We start from the raw sequence: 18,422 nt of genomic DNA, 5'->3' as shown, positions 1-18,422 counted from the left end.
TATTGAGTAGATTGGGTGGTGATGGTCTCGGGAGCGCCTGGGCTCCAACCGGAACCGGGCTCGCGACAGGGGTGACAGGCCAAAAAAACGCACGCCCCTAAGGACGTGCGCTGATTTCCGGCTGATCCGCTGGCTGAGCGGCAGCAAATCGCGGTCAACGGCAGTTGCAGGTCGGACGCGCCCGGACGCGCTTTCGCCACGCCTTTCGCGGCGTGTACGACACCGTGTCGTAATATTCGGTCGTGGTCGTCGTCGTCACCATCGGGGCGGACTGGACCACGACCGTAGTTCCGCCGGCGGGATAGACGCTGCCGCTGGTCGTCGTCACCGTCGTCATGCCGTCGGGCGAAACCCAGCTTCCACCGGGCGCCGCGGCGTAGCCACGCGGTTGTGCATAGCCAGCGCCATAGGAGACGGGGGTGCGTAGACGGGCGCATAAGTAGCCGGCGGCGCATAGCCCGCGCCGTAATCGGACCGTGGCGGCGGTGCGCGCCGACCGCGATCTTCGCCCTTGTCGATCGCATAGCCCGCCGCTGCCCCGACGCCGGCACCGATCAGCGTGCCGCCAAGACGATTACCGCGTCCTGCGATCACATTGCCTGCAACGCCGCCTGCGACCGCACCGATCGCCGCGCCGCCGAGACCCGTGTTGCGCCGCGGTGCTCGGTCGTCATAGGGTGCGGCATAACCGCGGTCGGCCGGGCCTGCATAGACCGAGTCGTTCTGCGCATAATCCCGTGGCGCGACCGCGGTGTAACCACCGGAATCATAGCGGTCCCAGTCGGTGTCGCTGACCGTATCGTACACCGAACCGCGCGGATCGATCAGGACGGCATCGTCGTAATAGCGCGCCCAGTTATACCCCTGTGGCGGCTGCGGCAGGCCATAGCGCGACCAGTCGTTGACGTAGAAGCGCGGTGCGTTCCAATAGCCCGGCACCGCCCAGCCCCGATGCGGACGGCGGTACGCGGCCCAGCCGCCGGGCGCGTTCGCCCCGCCCCACCAGCGCCCGCCGATCTTGCTACCCCAGCGCGGCGCGCGGTGACCGGCAGGCTGTGACGACGTGTAGACGATGGGCGGGCGGGCGGCGATCGGTCCTGGCCGGTGCGGCGTTTGCATCGGCGCCTGCATCGCCGTGCCGGGGACGTCGTAGTTGGCGCCGGGGCGGTGCTGCGCGTCCGCTGCGCCGCCACTCGCCAGTGCCATCCCCGCGCTTGCGATCAAAAGCCTCCGCATGTCCGTCTCCCTGGTTTCGCCACCCTATCCCGCGCAAACGCCGAATATCTTAACAGGTTGCTTACCAAAGCCGGGAGGGACTCGCCAGCGAGCGTGCCGTCCCGAAACGGATCAGATCGCGAGACGTTCGGCGAGCAATGCCGCGAGTGCTTCGCACCCTGCCGCGTCTTCGGCGTCGAACCGCGCGGGTTCGGGGCTGTCGAGGTCGAGCACTGCGATCAGCGTGCCGTCCTTGGTGACCGGCACCACCAGTTCTGAACGGCTGGCCGCATCGCAGGCGATGTGACCGGGGAACGCCTGGACGTCCTCGACCAGTTGCGTCTTCAGCGTCGCGGCGGCGGCCCCGCAGACGCCCTTGCCGACCGGAATACGGATGCACGCGACCTTGCCCTGGAACGGGCCGAGCACGAGTTCGCCTTCGACCAACCGGTAGAAGCCTGCCCAGTTCAGGTCGGGGAGATATTCCCATACCAGTGCGGCGGCGTTGGCCATGTTGGCGATCGGATCGGTCTCGTCTGCGGTCAGCGCGTCGAGCGCGGCGAGAAGGTCGCGGTAGAGATCGGCCTTGGTGCCGGCGGCGATATCGAACTGGTACATCTGTCTTCCTTGGTCGGCGACTTGACGGAACTGGCACGCTCCAAAATTCGTCATCCCAGCGAAAGCTGGGATCTCCATGTTGGCGCCGGCGGTCCGTTCCTCAAGGATACCCCAGCTTTCGCTGGGGTGACGGGCTTTGAGGGGCGGGTGAGCGGCAACGGGCTTTGAGGGGCGGGTGAGCGGCAACGGGCTTTGAGGGGCGGGTGAGCGGCAAAGAGTGTTACTCAGTCATCGTGCACCTTGCCGCGGCCCGCCTTGACCCCGCTCCGTACCTTCTTCGTATCGACTCGCCGCGCCTTCGCCGCCTTGGACGGCTTGGTCGCGCGGCGGGCTTTTGGAACGATCGTCGCTTCCTTGATCAGCGCCACCAGCCGTTCGCGGACTTCCTGGCGGTTGAGCAGTTGCGACCGCGAGCCTTCGCTGCGCAGTACCAGCACGCCGTCGCGCGTGAGGCGCGATCCGGCCAGCACCGCGATGCGGTTCTTCACTGCCAGCGGCAGGCCGGGTGACAGGCCGACATCGAAGCGCAGGATCACCGCGCTGTCGGTGGTGTTGACGTGCTGACCGCCGGGGCCACCCGAGCGCGTGGTGCTTTCGATCAGCTCGCTGTCGTCGATCGAGATCGATCGGGTGATCGGGATCGCGACCATCAGCCCCTCGCCTGCTCAGTCGTCGGCGGAGTCGGGCGCCGTTACCGCATCGGCAGCCGGAGCGACGTCGGCGACCGGAGCCGCCTCGTCGGCAAAACCGGCCTTGGCGAACCGCTCGGGCAACGGCGCTTCGGCCAGCACGTCGGGCTTGCCCGGACGCGGCACGATCAGGCGCTGCGCGTGGAGCATCATGCCGAGCCCGTCCGCCTTGCCGTAGACGCCGTCGCCGACCACCGGCGCGCCGAGGCCGCTCGCCGCGTGGACGCGGATCTGGTGCGTACGGCCGGTCTCGGGCAGGAACTCGACCAGCGAACGCCCGTCCCTGATCTCGAGCACGCGCCACTTGGTGCGCGACTTCTTGCCGTCAGGGTCCTCGACCATCCGCCAGCCGGTCTCGGCGGTGCTGACCTTGCCGAGCGCCATCTCGATCAGGCCGGACGTGCCCTCGACGACGCCGTCGAGCAGCGCGACATAGCGCTTCGAGACGAGGCCCTGCTCGAACGCCTGCTGCAACCGGGCATGCGCCTTGGGGTTGCGCGACAAGAGCAGGCAGCCGCTCGTGTCGCGGTCGAGCCGGTGCACCGCCTTGGGCCAGCGCTGGAAGCCGAACTTCAGGCTTTCGAGATGATTTTCGAGGCTCAGCGAGCCATCGCGGGGCGGATCGACCGGCAGCCCTGCGGGCTTGTCGATCACCAGGGCCTCGCCGTCGAGGAAGAGTACGCGTTCACCATGCATGCCGCCGCCCTTGCCATCATTAGCGCCTGCGTGCCAGAGCCCGCGTCGATGTTGCACCGCACGCTGGCTCTCGCGCTCCTCTTCGCCCCGACCGTCGCGGAGGCTCAATTGTGCGAAGGCCAGAGCGCGGCGATCGCCCCCGACGGTCGCGCGTTCGGGCATTTGCCATATGGCGACGCGCCCGAAACCGAGCTGGTCACGCTGCCGTCCGAATATTCCGTGGGCAATCCGTGCGTGGTGCGGGCGGACATATTGCCCGATCTGTTGCGGCTGTTCGCGGCGGCGCAGGGCGATCCTTCGGTGATGGGTCAGCTTCGCGCGCTGTCGTGCCAGCGGTCGATCGCCCGTCAGCGCAGCGTGTTCTGTCGCGGCGAGACGAGCAGCCCGGCCGACCGCGCGATCTCGGTCGCACCGCCGGGGTATAGCGAGCATTCGACTGGCTATGCGCTGGATTTCGCGGTGCGTCCGGCGAACGGGTGCCCCGATGCGGAGGCGTGCATGGCCGCGACGCCTGCTGCGCGCTGGCTCCGGGTGAACGCGCCGCGGTTCGGGTTCGAGCAGAGCTTTCCCGGTGGCAACAAGCAGCATGTGAAGTGGGAGCCGTGGCATTGGCGCTGGGTCGGGGCCACCGAGGCCGCCCCGGGCGCGGCGAAGGCGCGGTTCGTGTTCGCGCGGGCTCGGCGATTGTATCCGGCCGATCCCGGGGTGTTGCCGCTGGTGGTGAAGGTTGTGGCGCAACCGCCGGTGCCGGTGGCGCCTGTGGTTGCCGTGCCGTCGAAGAAGAAGCGGCGGTAGACAGCGCCGAGGCCTCGCTGACGATCCACAATGGCTCCACCCCGGCGAAGGCCGGGGCCCAATTGGGGGCGCCGATGATTTAGCGCGGCGCTCCTTTACGACCACCTCACCAATTGGGCCCCGGCCTTCGCCGGGGTGGTACTATCTGGCGGACTCGCCCTGACATTACCAGCTAGTCGCCCCGCCGTCCCTCAGTGCATCACCAGCCCACCCGGACGCACGACACCGTCGCGCAGCGCATGGTCGTACAGGATCTCGGTCTCGAGCATCACCTGGCTCGACAGCCGATCGAGCATCGACTCCGCCTGGACGCCGAACTTTTCCCATTCGCCGGGCGCGATGATCGGCAGCCAGCGACCGATGAACGCCTTCCAGTCGGAGCGGAGGATGTCGAGATTCTCCTCCATCGTCGCGATCGTGTCGGGCGAATACTTCGCCTCCATCGCCATCACCGTGCGATCGATCACTTCGTCCTCAAGGTCGAGATGCTTGGCGACGGTGATCGCGAGTTCGATCAGCTTGCGCGACGCGATGCCGCTCTGCTCGCGCGACCCTTGCGCCAGATCGGCGAGTACGACGCACTGCTCGGCGATCCGCTTGTGATCATCGAGGAGTTGCGCCCAGTTCGCGCGATCCTCGTCGGAGGCCGCGTGGACCATCACCCTGTCGGTTGTCACCTTGTCGTTCATCCTGCCGTATCCCCCATACGTATACGATCGACACTCTACTGCGGATGCGCCTAGCGTTGCAGGCGATCCACAATCTATAGTATTTTCGACACTCTCGGCGTTTCAAAACGACCCGCCCTCAATCTCGGCCCTCAATCTCGATAGCTGATAGGTAGAGCATTGCGTCACACATCGACATCCGCCCTTTGACATGACGCCGTGCTACGCCTATATCCGCATCTCACCACAGCATCCGGGAAATGACATGCCGTCGCGCAGCGTGTCGATCGTATTGGATACCGAGGTTTCATACGCTGAGAGCCGCCGCACCTGATGCGCGCGGCCTTTTTGCGTGAACGTGCGTCCCGCTTGGGGGTTCCCAAGCACGAAATTACGACTGATCCGTCAGTTTTTATAGGGCGAAACAAAACCTATGGCTTCCAAGGCGATCGAACACGGCACTGCAAAGCGCCGTATCCGCAAGGTTTTCGGCAACATCCACGAAGTCGTGCAGATGCCGAACCTGATCGAAGTCCAGCGCGAGAGCTACGAGCAGTTCCTGCGCTCCGACAAGTCGATCGGCCACGTCTCGGGTCTCGAGAAGACGCTGCGCAGCGTGTTCCCGATCCAGGACTTCGCCGGCACCGCCTATCTCGATTTCGACGATTACGTCCTTGAGCCGCCGAAGTTCGACGTCGAGGAATGCCGCCAGCGCGGTATCACCTACGCCGCGCCGATGCGCGTCACGCTGCGTCTGACCGCGTTCGAGGTCGATCCCGATACCGAGGCCAAGTCGGTCATCGATATCAAGGAGCAGGACGTGTACATGGGCGACATGCCGCTCATGACCGAGAACGGCACGTTCTTCATCAATGGCACCGAGCGCGTCATCGTCAGCCAGATGCACCGTTCGCCGGGCGTCCTGTTCGATCACGATCGCGGCAAGACGCACGCATCGGGCAAGTACCTGTTCGCGGCGCGCGTGATCCCGTATCGCGGTTCGTGGCTCGATTTCGAGTTCGACGCGAAGGACATCGTCAACGTCCGCATCGATCGCAAGCGCAAGCTGCCCGTCACGGCGCTGCTCTACGCGCTCGGCATGACGTCGGAAGAGATCCTCAACTATTTCTACAACCGCGTGACGTTCGTCCGCGGCCAGGGTGGTTGGATCGTTCCGTTCCAGGTCGAGAACTGGCGTGGCCAGAAGCCGATGTTCGACATCGTCGATGCGAAGACCGGCGAAGTCGTGTTCCCGAACGGCCAGAAGATTTCCCCACGCGCTGCGAACAAGGCGTTCAAGGACGGCCTGACCGACCTGCTGATCCCGACCGAGGAAATCTTCGGCCGCTATTCGGCCTACGACCTGATCGACGAGTCGACCGGCCGCATCTACATCGAAGCCGGTGACGAAGTTACGTCCGAGAACCTTGAACTGCTCGACCAGGCAGGCATCGAGCGTCTCGACCTGCTCGACATCGATCACGTCGCGACGGGTCCGTGGATCCGCAACACGCTCAAGGTCGACAAGGCCGAGGAGCGCGAGCAGGCCCTCAGCGACATCTACCGCGTGATGCGCCCTGGCGAGCCGCCGACGCTGGAGACGGCCGAGGCATTGTTCTCGGGCCTGTTCTTCGATCCGGATCGCTACGACCTGTCGGCCGTCGGTCGCGTGAAGCTGAACATGCGCCTCGACCTCGACGTCGAGGACACCGTGACGACGCTGCGCACCGAGGACATTCTCGAGGTCATCAAGACGCTCGTGAACCTCAAGGACGGCAAGGGCGAAATCGACGATATCGACAACCTCGGTAACCGTCGTGTCCGTTCGGTCGGCGAGCTGCTCGAGAATCAGTACCGCGTCGGCCTGCTCCGCATGGAGCGCGCCGTGAAGGAGCGCATGTCGTCGGTCGACGTCTCGACCGTCATGCCGAACGACCTGATCAACGCGAAGCCTGCGGTTGCCGCGGTCCGCGAATTCTTCGGCTCGTCGCAGCTGTCGCAGTTCATGGATCAGACCAACCCGCTGTCCGAAGTCACCCACAAGCGTCGCGTGTCGGCACTTGGACCAGGTGGTCTGACGCGTGAGCGCGCCGGCTTCGAAGTCCGCGACGTTCACCCGACGCATTATGGCCGCATCTGCCCGATCGAGACGCCGGAAGGCCCGAACATCGGTCTGATCAACTCGCTCGCGAGCTTCTCGCGGGTGAACAAGTACGGCTTCATCGAGACTCCGTACCGCAAGGTCGTCGACCACAAGGTGACCGACGACGTCGTGTACCTGTCGGCGATGGAAGAGGCCAAGCACACGATCGCGCAGGCCAACGCCGAGCTCGATTCGTCGAACGGCTTTGTCGAGGAACTGGTATCGTCGCGTCAGGCTGGCGAATTCCTGATGGCGCTGCCGGACAACATCACGTTGATGGACGTCAGCCCCAAGCAGCTCGTCTCGGTCGCCGCATCGCTTATCCCGTTCCTGGAAAACGATGACGCCAACCGTGCACTGATGGGCTCGAACATGCAGCGTCAGGCCGTGCCGCTCGTCCAGGCCGAGGCGCCGTTCGTCGGCACCGGCATGGAAGAGACGGTCGCACGTGACTCTGGTGCAGCGATCTCGGCCAAGCGTGCGGGCATCGTCGACCAGGTCGACGCGGCGCGTATCGTGATCCGCGCAACCGGCGAGATCGATGCCGGCAAGTCGGGCGTCGACATCTACACGCTGATGAAGTTCCAGCGTTCGAACCAGTCGACCTGCATCAACCAGCGTCCGCTGGTGAAGGTGGGCGATGCGGTTCGTGCCGGCGACGTGCTCGCCGACGGCCCGTCGACCGAGTTCGGCGAGCTGGCGCTGGGTCGCAACAGCCTCGTCGCGTTCATGCCGTGGAACGGCTACAACTACGAGGATTCGATCCTGATCTCCGAGCGGATCGTGAAGGACGACGTGTTCACGTCGATCCATATCGACGAGTTCGAGGTGATGGCGCGCGACACGAAGCTCGGGCCTGAGGACATCACGCGCGACATCCCGAACGTCGGCGAGGAAGCGCTTCGCAACCTCGACGAGGCGGGCATCGTCTACATCGGTGCAGAGGTCGAGCCGGGCGATATTCTCGCCGGCAAGATCACGCCGAAGGGTGAATCGCCGATGACGCCGGAGGAGAAGCTTCTCCGTGCGATCTTCGGCGAGAAGGCCAGCGACGTGCGCGATACGTCGCTTCGCCTGCCGCCGGGCGTGTCGGGTACGGTCGTCGACGTTCGCGTCTTCAACCGTCACGGGATCGACAAGGACGAGCGCGCGATGGCGATCGAGCGCGAGGAGATCGAGCGCCTGAAGAAGGATTCGGACGACGAGCGTTCGATCCTGAACCGTGCGACCTGGTCGCGTCTTCGCGAGATGCTGCTCGACCAGACCGCCACCTCGGCGCCGAAGGGCGTCAAGAAGGGCGTCGTGATCGACATGGATCTGCTCGACAGCGTCGATCGCCACGAGTGGTGGAAGTTCGCGGTCGCCGACGACAAGGTCCAGAGCGATCTGGAAGCGGTCAAGATCCAGTATGACGACGCAGCCAAGCTGATCACGGACAAGTTCCATGATCGTCGCGAGAAGCTCGAGCGTGGTGACGAGCTGTCGCCGGGCGTGCTGAAGATGGTCAAGGTGTTCGTCGCGGTGAAGCGCAAGCTGCAGCCGGGCGACAAGATGGCCGGCCGTCACGGCAACAAGGGCGTCATCAGCCGCATCCTGCCGGCGGAGGACATGCCGTTCCTCGCCGACGGTACGCCGGTCGATATCGTGCTCAACCCGCTGGGCGTGCCGTCGCGCATGAACGTCGGTCAGATCTTCGAGACGCATCTGGGCTGGGCCGCACGTGGCCTGGGCCAGTCGATCACCGCGGCTCTCGAGACGTGGCGTGAAGAGAATCCGGACGCCAAGCCGGGTGCGATGCCCGAGGCGGTCCGCGATCGCCTCAAGACGGTGTACGGCGAGCAGTATCACGCCGAGATCGACGCCCGCACGGGTGACGAGATCGTCGAGCTCGCCAAGAACCTGAAGGGCGGCGTGCCGATGGCGACGCCGGTGTTCGATGGTGCCCGCGAAGCCGACGTCTCGGCAATGCTGGCGCTGGCGGGCCTCGACACGTCGGGTCAGTCGGACCTGTTCGACGGCCGCACCGGCGATCAGTTCGATCGCAAGGTGACGGTGGGCTACATCTACATGCTGAAGCTCCACCATCTGGTCGACGACAAGATCCACGCACGGTCGATCGGGCCGTACTCGTTGGTCACGCAGCAGCCGCTGGGTGGTAAGGCGCAGTTCGGTGGGCAGCGCTTCGGCGAGATGGAGGTCTGGGCACTCCAGGCCTACGGCGCGGCGTACACCTTGCAGGAAATGCTGACGGTGAAGTCTGACGACGTGGTCGGCCGCACCAAGGTCTACGAGGCGATCGTCAAGGGCGACGACACGTTCGAGGCCGGCATCCCGGAGAGCTTCAACGTGCTCGTCAAGGAAATGCGCTCGCTCGGCCTGAATGTGGACCTGAAGCAGTCGGAGCCCGGCTTCGACAGCGACGGCATCCAGATCGCGGCGGAGTAGTTCCTTTGCCCTCCCCTCCCGCGACGGGTTCCCATCAAAGTAATACTTTGATGGGGCCCTACCGGTAGGGGACCGAGGGGTGGGCTCCCGGCCGGCAGCGAAGCGCGACGTCGATGCCGGGCGCCCACCCCTCCCAGCCTGAAGAGGCTGGGCCCCTCCCCCTCCCGCAAGCGGTAGGGGGAAGATTTTTCCTAAGGACAGCTCATGAACGAGATGACCCCCTTCGCCAATCCGGTCGCCAAGACCGAGACGTTCGACCAGATCCAGATCGGCATCGCGTCCCCGGACAAGATTCGTTCGTGGTCGTTCGGCGAGATCAAGAAGCCCGAGACCATCAACTATCGCACGTTCAAGCCCGAGCGTGACGGCCTGTTCTGCGCGCGCATTTTCGGTCCGATCAAGGACTACGAGTGCCTGTGCGGCAAGTACAAGCGCATGAAGTACAAGGGCATCGTCTGCGAGAAGTGCGGCGTCGAGGTTACCGTCTCGAAGGTCCGCCGCGAGCGGATGGGTCATATCGAGCTCGCCGCGCCGGTCGCTCACATCTGGTTCCTGAAGTCGCTGCCGTCGCGCATCGGCCTGCTGCTCGACATGCAGCTGAAGCAGCTCGAGCGCGTGCTGTACTTCGAGGCGTACATCGTCATCGAGCCGGGCCTGACCCCGCTCGAGAAGTACCAGCTGATGACCGAGGACGAGCTCCTCGACGCGCAGGACCAGTATGGCGAGGACGCGTTCTCGGCCGGTATCGGCGCCGAAGCGGTCCGCATCATGCTCGAATCGCTCGATCTCGTCGGTGAGCGTACCGCGCTGCTCGAAGAGCTCGCGGTCACCAAGTCCGAGCTGAAGCCCAAGAAGATCATCAAGCGCCTGAAGGTCGTCGAGAGCTTCATCGATTCGGGCAACCGCCCCGAGTGGATGATCCTCGAGGTCGTTCCGGTCATCCCGCCCGAGCTGCGCCCGCTGGTGCCGCTGGACGGTGGTCGTTTCGCGACGTCGGATCTGAACGATCTGTATCGCCGCGTGATCAACCGCAACAACCGCCTGAAGCGCCTGATGGAGCTTCGCGCGCCGGACATCATCGTCCGCAACGAGAAGCGCATGCTCCAGGAGGCCGTCGACGCACTGTTCGACAATGGTCGCCGCGGTCGCACGATCACGGGCGCCAACAAGCGTCCGCTGAAGTCGCTGTCCGACATGCTCAAGGGCAAGCAGGGCCGCTTCCGCCAGAATCTGCTCGGCAAGCGCGTCGACTATTCGGGTCGTTCGGTCATCGTGACCGGGCCTGAGCTGAAGCTGCACCAGTGCGGCCTGCCGAAGAAGATGGCGCTCGAGCTGTTCAAGCCGTTCATCTACGCCCGTCTCGATGCAAAGGGTCTGTCGATGACCCTGAAGCAGGCGAAGAAGTGGGTCGAGAAGGAGCGCAAGGAAGTCTGGGATATCCTGGACGAGGTGATCCGCGAGCATCCGGTCATGCTGAACCGTGCGCCGACGCTTCACCGTCTCGGCATCCAGGCGTTTGAGCCGGTATTGATCGAGGGCAAGGCGATCCAGCTTCACCCGCTGGTCTGCTCCGCGTTCAACGCCGATTTCGATGGCGATCAGATGGCCGTGCACGTTCCGCTGAGCCTCGAGGCGCAGCTCGAAGCACGCGTCCTGATGATGTCGACGAACAACATCCTGTCGCCCGCCAACGGCAAGCCGATCATCGTTCCGTCGCAGGACATGGTCCTCGGTCTCTATTATCTGTCGATGATGAAGGAGAACGAGCCGGGCCAGGGTATGCTGCTCGGTGACATGGCCGAAGTGCACCAGGCGCTGAACGCTCAGGCGGTCACGCTGCACACCAAGGTCATCAGCCGCGTTCCGCAGACCGACGAGAAGGGCAAGCAGTACCTCAAGCGGTACGAGACGACCCCGGGCCGCATGCTGCTGGGCGAGTGCCTGCCGCACAGCCACAAGGTGCCGTTCGACACCGTCAACCGCCTGCTCACCAAGAAGGACGTGGGCGACGTGATCGATGAGGTCTATCGTCACACCGGCCAGAAGGAGACCGTGCTGTTCGCCGACGCGATCATGTCGCTCGGCTTCCGCCACGCGTTCCGCGCCGGCATCTCGTTCGGCAAGGACGACATGATCATTCCGGACGCCAAGGTTGGTCTGGTCGACGACACCAAGGCGCTCGTGAAGGACTTCGAGCAGCAGTATCAGGACGGTCTGATCACGCAGCAGGAAAAGTACAACAAGGTGATCGACGCCTGGAGCCGTTGCGGCGACCAGGTCGCGAACGCCATGATGGACGAGATCCGTGCGGTGAAGGTCGACGAGGAGACCGGCCGTGAAAAGCCGATCAACTCGATCTACATGATGGCCCATTCGGGTGCTCGTGGTTCGCAGGCGCAGATCAAGCAGCTTGCGGGTATGCGTGGCCTGATGGCCAAGCCGTCGGGCGAGATCATCGAGACGCCGATCATCTCGAACTTCAAGGAGGGCCTAACCGTCCTTGAGTACTTCAACTCGACCCACGGCGCTCGCAAGGGCCTCGCGGATACGGCGTTGAAGACGGCGAACTCGGGCTACCTGACGCGTCGTCTGGTCGACGTGTCGCAGGATTGCGTCATCATCGAACCGGATTGCGGTACGACCCGCGCGCTGGAGATGAAGGCCATTCTTCAGGGTGGTTCGACGATCGCAAGCCTCGGCGAGCGCATCCTCGGTCGTACGACCGCGGAGGACATCGTCGATCCGAAGACCGGCAAGGTCGTCATCCCGTCGGGCACGCTGCTCGACGAGCCGATGATCACGACGATCGAAGGCCTCGGCACGCAGTCGTGCAAGATCCGCAGCCCGCTGGTCTGCGAGTCGAAGATCGGCGTCTGCGGCAAGTGCTACGGGCGCGATCTCGCCCGCGGTACGCCGGTCAACATCGGTGAAGCTGTCGGCGTCATCGCCGCGCAGTCGATCGGTGAGCCGGGCACGCAGCTGACGATGCGTACGTTCCACATCGGTGGCGCGGCGCAGCTCAACGAAACGTCGAACCTCGAGGCGCATGCCGACGGTACGGTGCAGTTCCGCGATCTGCGTATCATCGTCGACCAGCGTGGCCGTCGCGTGGTGCTCAGCCGCTCGGGTGAAATCGCGATCGTCGACATGGACGGCCGCGAACTCTCGGTCGATCGCATCCCTTACGGCGCATACGTGCTGTTCGACGATGGTCACATCGTGTCGCGCGGCGATCGGATGGCCGAGTGGGATCCGTTCACCATGCCGGTGATCACGGAGAACCCGGGCACGATCAAGTATGTCGACCTGATCGAGGGCAAGACGCTCACCGAGCAGACCGACGAAGCCACGGGCATCGCCCAGCGCGTCGTGATCGAATATCGTGCGGCGACCAAGTCGAAGGAGGATCTGCGTCCGCGCATGACCCTGCTCGACGAGACGTCGGGCGAGACCGGTCGTTACATGCTGGCGATCGGCGCCACGTTGTCGGTCGAGGACGGCGCACAGGTGTTCGGCGGCGACGTCGTGGCCCGTGTCAGCCGCGAGAGCGCCAAGACGCGCGACATCACCGGTGGTCTGCCGCGTGTTGCCGAGCTGTTCGAGGCACGTATCCCCAAGGACTCGGCGATCATCGCCAAGATCTCAGGGAGGGTCGTGTTCGGCAAGGACTACAAGGCGAAGCGCAAGATCGGCATCCAGCCCGAGGATGGCGGCGACGTCGTCGAGTATCTGGTGCCGAAGTCGAAGGTCATCGACGTGCAGGAAGGCGATTACGTCAAGCGCGGCGATAACCTGATCGGCGGCTCGCCCGATCCGCACGACATTCTCGAGACGATGGGCATCGAACCCCTCGCCGAGTATCTCGTGTCGGAAATCCAGGAGGTCTATCGTCTCCAGGGCGTGAAGATCAACGACAAGCACATCGAGACGATCGTTCGTCAGATGCTGCAGAAGGTCGAGATCACCGACGGCGGCGACACCACGCTGCTGAAGGGCGAGCAGGTCGATCGCGAGGAAATGGACGCGACCAACGAGAAGCTGGAGAAGAAGCAGACCCGCGCACAGGGCAAGCCCATCCTGCTCGGCATCACCAAGGCGTCGCTGCAGACCCGCAGCTTCATCTCGGCGGCATCGTTCCAGGAGACCACCCGCGTCCTCACCGAGGCAGCGGTCCAGGGTAAGCAGGACATGCTGATGGGCCTGAAGGAGAACGTGATCGTCGGCCGGCTCATCCCGGCAGGCACCGGTGCAGGCCTCAACCGCCTGCGTGTCGTGGCCAATAGCCGCGACGCCGCGATGCGCGTCCAGCAGCGCAAGATGGCGGAGGTGTCGATCGTGGCACCGATGTCGGCTGCCGACGAGCATGCCGCCGAACTGGCACGTTCGCCGCGCGATGCAGGCGGCACGGGTGAGGATCCGCTCGCAGCGGTCGTCACCTCGGGCACCGGCACCGATGCGGATGCCGGCGAGTATCTGAACGAGACCGAGTAATCGGTTTCGTCAGACGCCTCGGCGCTGACTAAGAAAAAGGCCGCCGTCCGGGATACCGGGCGGCGGCCTTTTCATTGGCTGGCGTGAGCGCAAGATCAGGACCGATCGACCTTCAAAGTTCTGGGAGTGCCCCAGTCCAAGATTTCGCGGTCACCCCACGCGGGTTCGGCAGGTATCTGTTTATGGCAAGCAAGCTTGTTTCCCCGCCAAGGCGGGGATCCAGACTGGGCTCCCGCCTTCGCAGGAGAACACGGAAGGGTGTGCCGCCGTCGGACTGCGAGCCGGCTCTTACTCAAGAGGGATACCGAAGCGGTCCGGCGTTCACCTCCGCAAGACAAAGTCTTTTGGTTTTGCGCCACCGTGGGTGCCGGAACTTGTTCGGCATGACGGGGAAATATGATCTTGCGGTTCGAACTGACCGTAGATCGGCCCTACCCCCAGCGCATCTGGCTTCATGCCCCGCGCCACGGCACCGGCAATTCCCCGCAACAAAGGAGTCGCATTCCCGCTGTACGGCTGCGGCGGGTGCAGTGGAAACTAGCGACCGGGAAGGACAACACCGAGCCTATGCGAAAGATCGTCCTCGCCACGATCGGCTCGCTCGGCGACCTGCATCCCTTCATCGCGATCGGCCTCGCTCTTAAGGTTCGTGGGTTCGCGGTCATGATGGCGGTACCTGCCGATCACGTCGCCAAGGTCGAAGCCGCCGGGCTGACCGGCATCGCCATCGTCGGCGGGTTCGACGCGCTGACCGAAACGTTGGGCATGCCGCCCGACCAGGTCGCAAAGCGCATCATGTCGGATCAGACCTATCTGATGAACCGAATCCTGATGCCGTGGCTAGCCGACAGCACCACGGCGCTCGACGACGCGATGGAGGGGGCAGTCGCGCTGGTCGCCTCGCTGTTCGTCTTCGCCGCGCCAATCGTCGCCGAGACGCGCGGCGTGCCGCTGGTCAACGTTCTGCTCCAGCCGATGGCGACCTTCTCCGCCTATACGCCACCCCGCACGCCCGACTTCGCAATGATGGCCCACGCACCGACCGGGCCGATCGGTCGCGCCTGGAACCGGTCGGTGTACCGGGTCATGCGCGGCGTGCTGCGACATCGGTATGGATGGCACGTCGATACGGTTCGCAAGACACGCGGCCTGCCGCCGTCACGCCAGGCGTTGCTGCTCGAGACGCCCGCGAGCGCCGACCTGACCTTGTGCTGCTATTCGCCGGCCATCGCACCGCGCCAGCCTGACCTCCACGACATCGCGCGCGTCACCGGCTTTGCGATATTCGACAGCGATACCGGGGCGCCCGAAAGGCTCGATCCCGCGCTCGAGGCGTTCCTCGCCGCCGGTCCACCGCCGCTGGTCTTCACGCTGGGATCCTTTGCGACGTTTGCGCCGGGCGACTTCTACACCACCGCAGCGGCGACCGCGCGAGCACTTGGCCTACGCGCGGTACTGCTGACAGGCAGCGACGATCAGGCAACGGCCAGCGAACATATCCATGTCTGCCGCTATGCGCCGCACTCGCTGCTGTTCCCCCAGGCCAGCGCGATCGTCCACCACGGCGGCGCGGGCTCGACCGGCCAGGCGCTGCGGGCCGGCAAGCCGCAACTCGTCGTCCCGCACATGGGTGATCAGTACGACAACGCGCACCGCATCCAATCGATCGGCGTCGGCAAGACGCAGTCGTCGAAGCACTTCACGATCATGCGCGCCGGTGCTGCTATCACCGCCATCCTGACCGACCGGATGCGCGAGACGGCCGCGCAGGTCGGTGCGCAGGTTGCGCGGGAGAACGGCGCGGAGGCGGCCGCGGACGCGATCGCCGCGCTTGTCGATGAGCGCGGCTGAATTGGTCGACAGTTTTCAGTGACCATGGTGACAAAAAGATCATCGACGCCAGGCGTTGCCGTCGCGCCTTGGCGCAGCTAGGCGATCAGCCGATGCGGTCGGCGTACTATCCTTCGTCGATCGAGACGCGCGGCTCGGCGCGCCGGCGCAGCGGCGCGTTCGTGCTCACCGTCATCGCGCATGTCCTTATTCTCCTGCTGCTGTTGCGACTGGCTCCCTCGGTTACGTCGAAGCCCGAGGAGCGCCGCGATCCGGTCACATTCCAGATCGCGCCCGATCAGACTGCGCCCACACCGCAAAAGCGCACACCGTCGCCGACCAAGCAGAAGCGGGCCAGCGGTGGGTCGCCGCCGCGCGCTGCGCCGCGTGCCGAGTCCGCACAGGCACCGCCCGCGCCGCCGAAGTCGCCCCCGCCCCTGCCGATCAAGATGCTCGGCGGGATGGAGATGTTCGACGCCGCCGATATCTCGAAGATGCCGTCGCACCCCGACGACCAGCTTGCCGGTGGTGACGGTGGCAGCGGCTCGGGCAAGGGCAAGGACAGCGGGTCGGCCTATGGTCCCGGCGAAGGCCCTGGTGGCGAGCGCCTGTACAAGGTCGAATGGTATCGGCGCCCGACCGACGCGGAGCTCAACGGTTACCTCAAGAGCCCGCCGCCGCCCAACAGCTGGGCGAAGATCGCGTGCCGGATGATCGCCAACTACCAGGTCGAGAATTGCCGTGCGCTGAGCGAGTCGCCGGTCGGGTCGGGGCTGGCCCGCGCGATGCGGCAAGCGGCGTGGCAATTCCGCGTCCGCCCGCCACGCGTAGGTGGCAAGCAGATCCTCGGCGGCTGGGTCGAGATCGATATCGAGTTCAATTCCGGGAAGGCGCCGGACTAAGGTCAGTCCTCGATCCTCCCCGCCAGGGGGAGGATCGTAGATTTCTTCAGACGTCACTCGTGATCGAGTGCTTCTTCTCGTCCGACAGCGTCCGCGCCAACGTCTCGAAACGCCCACCCTCGACGCGGATCTCGTTGAACGCCGGCGGACTCCCCGCGTGCGCTTCGACAGCGTGCCGGCACCGATCATCCGGATGATGCGCCCTTCGCGCTCGACCGGCACGTCGAACGGATCGTGGACATGCCCCGACAACACCGCATGCGCGCCAGCCTCGGCGAGCGCGGTCAGCGCCTCGTCGCCATTGCGCGTCTTCGCCGTCCCGGTCGTCCCGCCCTCGATCAACGGATGATGCGCACCGATGAAGATCAAATTGCCCTTCGGCACGTCCGCGATCATCGCCAGCGCGCGCTTGAGCGAACCGGAGCTCACGCGACCCTTCGACCAGTTCCACCGCCACTGCGCGCGCGCCGTCGTCTTGAGCGGCACGACGGTCACGCCAGGAAGCTCCAGCGGCCGCTCGATCATCTGCTCGACCGCGGCGTAACGCTGATAGGGTGCGAACAGCCGCCGAAACGGATCCCAATAATAGGGGATGTCGTGATTGCCGACCTCCAGCGTCACCGGCACGCCAAGCGACCGCAACCAGTCGCCGCCACGTTGGAACTCGTCCTTGGTCGCGCGCATCGTCAGGTCGCCGGTCATGATGACCGCGTCAGGTTTTTCGACCGCGACCCGCTCGGAGAACCACGCGATCGCCGCCGGGTCTTCCGCACCGAAATGTACGTCGCTGACATGGAACAGCTTCAACGACGTGCCCCCTTGGCCGATGCGTCAGGCAAGGTCGGACAACGTCGATGGCTGATGCACGGGGCACCCGTTGAACTTGCCGCGGAATTCTGCCGACATCTCGTAAGTTTCCTTGCGCACGCGATTGATCCCGCCAAGCGGCTGGTGCGCCGTGATCCCGTTCCACACGCTATAGACCAGCGCGTCGTCGGTCCGCTCGCTGCTGCCCTGATCCCATGACACCTGCGCCGGGATTTCGAGCTTGGCGATCGTCACATAGGGACTGACCGCTTCGTCCCAGACGACCGACGCGTCCTCGATCGGCATCGCATCGAGATCGGTATTGATCTGCACGCGCAACTCCCACGTCCCGCCATGCTCGGCGAAGGCGTCGCGGACGACCTCGCGCAGGGCGTCCGGTCGCGCGGTGATATCGACGAGGCTGCCGGTCAGCTTCGTCAGTTCGGGGGATACCGGGAACAGCGCGAATTTGACGATCGCGTCGCCGTACCGGAACGCGGTCTGCGAATAATAGGTCTCGCCCAGGGGATGCACGGGCTTGGCGCCACCGAGCGTCGTCAGCGTCGCGGACTGCGCGCCGACCGCCTCCAGCGCGGACTCGACGACGCGGAAGGTGGCCGACATCGCCTTCTTCACCCCCTCGAACCGATCCGTCGTCTTGGTCAGCAGCTTGAGGTTCTTGCCGAACGCCTTGGGATCCTTGGCGGAAAAGGCCGGCGCGTTGACCATGATGAAGTCCTGCGTCGTATCGCCTTCGGACCCCGGCAGGCGATCCCCCGCGACATCGAGGATTTTCAACGCGAGCCCTCGCGGCAGGCTGACGCTGTCGTCGAGGATATCGCCCGCATTGGTGGAGATACGGATCACCGCCTCATGCCGGCCAGGCGTCGCGAAGATGCCCTGCGCCAGGATCGGCGGCAGGCCGTCGGCGATCGTGATCGATCCGCGTGCGATGCCGTGCGCCTTGGCATGGACCGCGCGCACCGCATGGCCGTAATCCTGCGACGTCGTTTCCAGGATTTCCCGGAACGAGTCCTTCATGCCCTGCAACGTCTCCGCTTCATCGGCAGCGATCGTCTCGACCGACGGGTCGAAACGCACGGGTTGGGTGCTGGGCATCGGT

Annotated in this window: 12 protein-coding genes and 1 pseudogene; 5 read left to right on the top strand and 8 right to left on the bottom strand. The window is 64.9% G+C overall.

All coding sequences use genetic code 11. The features are described 5' to 3' along the window. Window positions 1-154: 154 nt before the first annotated feature. The 5 genes from QP164_RS00660 to QP164_RS00640 form a co-directional block, all read right to left on the bottom strand. Window positions 155-337: a hypothetical protein gene (locus QP164_RS00660; protein ID WP_333921795.1), complete on the bottom strand. Its 183-nt coding sequence runs from the start codon at window positions 335-337 to the stop codon at window positions 155-157. Beyond that, window positions 334-1,236 (bottom strand): RcnB family protein, encoded by a 903-nt coding sequence (locus tag QP164_RS00655; RefSeq protein WP_333921793.1) that lies wholly within the window; start codon window positions 1,234-1,236, stop codon window positions 334-336. Before QP164_RS00655 ends, QP164_RS00660 begins: the two co-directional genes overlap by 4 nt. Window positions 1,237-1,347: 111 nt before the next feature. Then, the gene (locus QP164_RS00650; RefSeq protein ID WP_333921792.1) at window positions 1,348-1,833 is read right to left on the bottom strand and encodes a GAF domain-containing protein; all 486 of its coding nucleotides are present in this window, start codon (window positions 1,831-1,833) and stop codon (window positions 1,348-1,350) included. Between the two features lie 224 nt (window positions 1,834-2,057). Then, window positions 2,058-2,483 (bottom strand): alternative ribosome rescue aminoacyl-tRNA hydrolase ArfB, encoded by a 426-nt coding sequence (gene arfB / locus QP164_RS00645; RefSeq protein WP_333921791.1) that lies wholly within the window; start codon window positions 2,481-2,483, stop codon window positions 2,058-2,060. Window positions 2,484-2,498: 15 nt separating this feature from the next. Then, complete coding sequence (locus tag QP164_RS00640; RefSeq protein ID WP_132897632.1) at window positions 2,499-3,218, bottom strand: RluA family pseudouridine synthase; 720 nt, start codon at window positions 3,216-3,218, stop codon at window positions 2,499-2,501. Here QP164_RS00640 and QP164_RS00635 point away from each other — a divergent pair. Continuing rightward, on the top strand, window positions 3,213-4,013 hold the full coding sequence (locus QP164_RS00635) for a M15 family metallopeptidase (protein WP_333921790.1): 801 nt from the start codon (window positions 3,213-3,215) through the stop codon (window positions 4,011-4,013). The genes QP164_RS00640 and QP164_RS00635 overlap by 6 nt on opposite strands. 191 nt (window positions 4,014-4,204) lie before the next feature. On the opposite strand, the gene QP164_RS00630 is transcribed toward QP164_RS00635, so the two are convergent. Continuing rightward, on the bottom strand, window positions 4,205-4,702 hold the full coding sequence (locus tag QP164_RS00630) for a hypothetical protein (RefSeq protein WP_333921789.1): 498 nt from the start codon (window positions 4,700-4,702) through the stop codon (window positions 4,205-4,207). Window positions 4,703-5,114: 412 nt separating this feature from the next. Here QP164_RS00630 and rpoB point away from each other — a divergent pair, with 412 nt between their 5' ends. The 4 genes from rpoB (at window position 5,115) to QP164_RS00610 (ending at window position 16,492) form a co-directional block, all read left to right on the top strand. Next, window positions 5,115-9,269: a DNA-directed RNA polymerase subunit beta gene (rpoB, locus tag QP164_RS00625; protein ID WP_060526672.1), complete on the top strand. Its 4,155-nt coding sequence runs from the start codon at window positions 5,115-5,117 to the stop codon at window positions 9,267-9,269. Between the two features lie 204 nt (window positions 9,270-9,473). Beyond that, window positions 9,474-13,760: a DNA-directed RNA polymerase subunit beta' gene (rpoC, locus tag QP164_RS00620; RefSeq protein ID WP_056060318.1), complete on the top strand. Its 4,287-nt coding sequence runs from the start codon at window positions 9,474-9,476 to the stop codon at window positions 13,758-13,760. A gap of 567 nt (window positions 13,761-14,327) precedes the next feature. Beyond that, on the top strand, window positions 14,328-15,611 hold the full coding sequence (locus tag QP164_RS00615) for a glycosyltransferase (protein WP_333921788.1): 1,284 nt from the start codon (window positions 14,328-14,330) through the stop codon (window positions 15,609-15,611). Between the two features lie 92 nt (window positions 15,612-15,703). Then, window positions 15,704-16,492 (top strand): hypothetical protein, encoded by a 789-nt coding sequence (locus QP164_RS00610; protein ID WP_333921787.1) that lies wholly within the window; start codon window positions 15,704-15,706, stop codon window positions 16,490-16,492. A 46-nt stretch (window positions 16,493-16,538) separates the two neighbouring features. Here the strand turns inward: QP164_RS00610 and QP164_RS00605 are convergent. After that, window positions 16,539-17,299 (bottom strand): annotated as a pseudogene (locus QP164_RS00605) (metallophosphoesterase family protein). Between the two features lie 24 nt (window positions 17,300-17,323). After that, entirely contained in the window at window positions 17,324-18,418 is a 1,095-nt protein-coding gene (locus QP164_RS00600; RefSeq protein ID WP_333921786.1) for a catalase family protein, read from the bottom strand. Window positions 18,419-18,422: the final 4 nt, after the last annotated feature.

The organism is Sphingomonas sp. LR59, assembly GCF_036855945.1.
Classification (GTDB): Bacteria; Pseudomonadota; Alphaproteobacteria; order Sphingomonadales; family Sphingomonadaceae; genus Sphingomonas.
The sequence above is the reverse complement of the archived record's forward strand: the minus strand, read 5'-3'. Positions and strand labels throughout refer to the sequence as shown.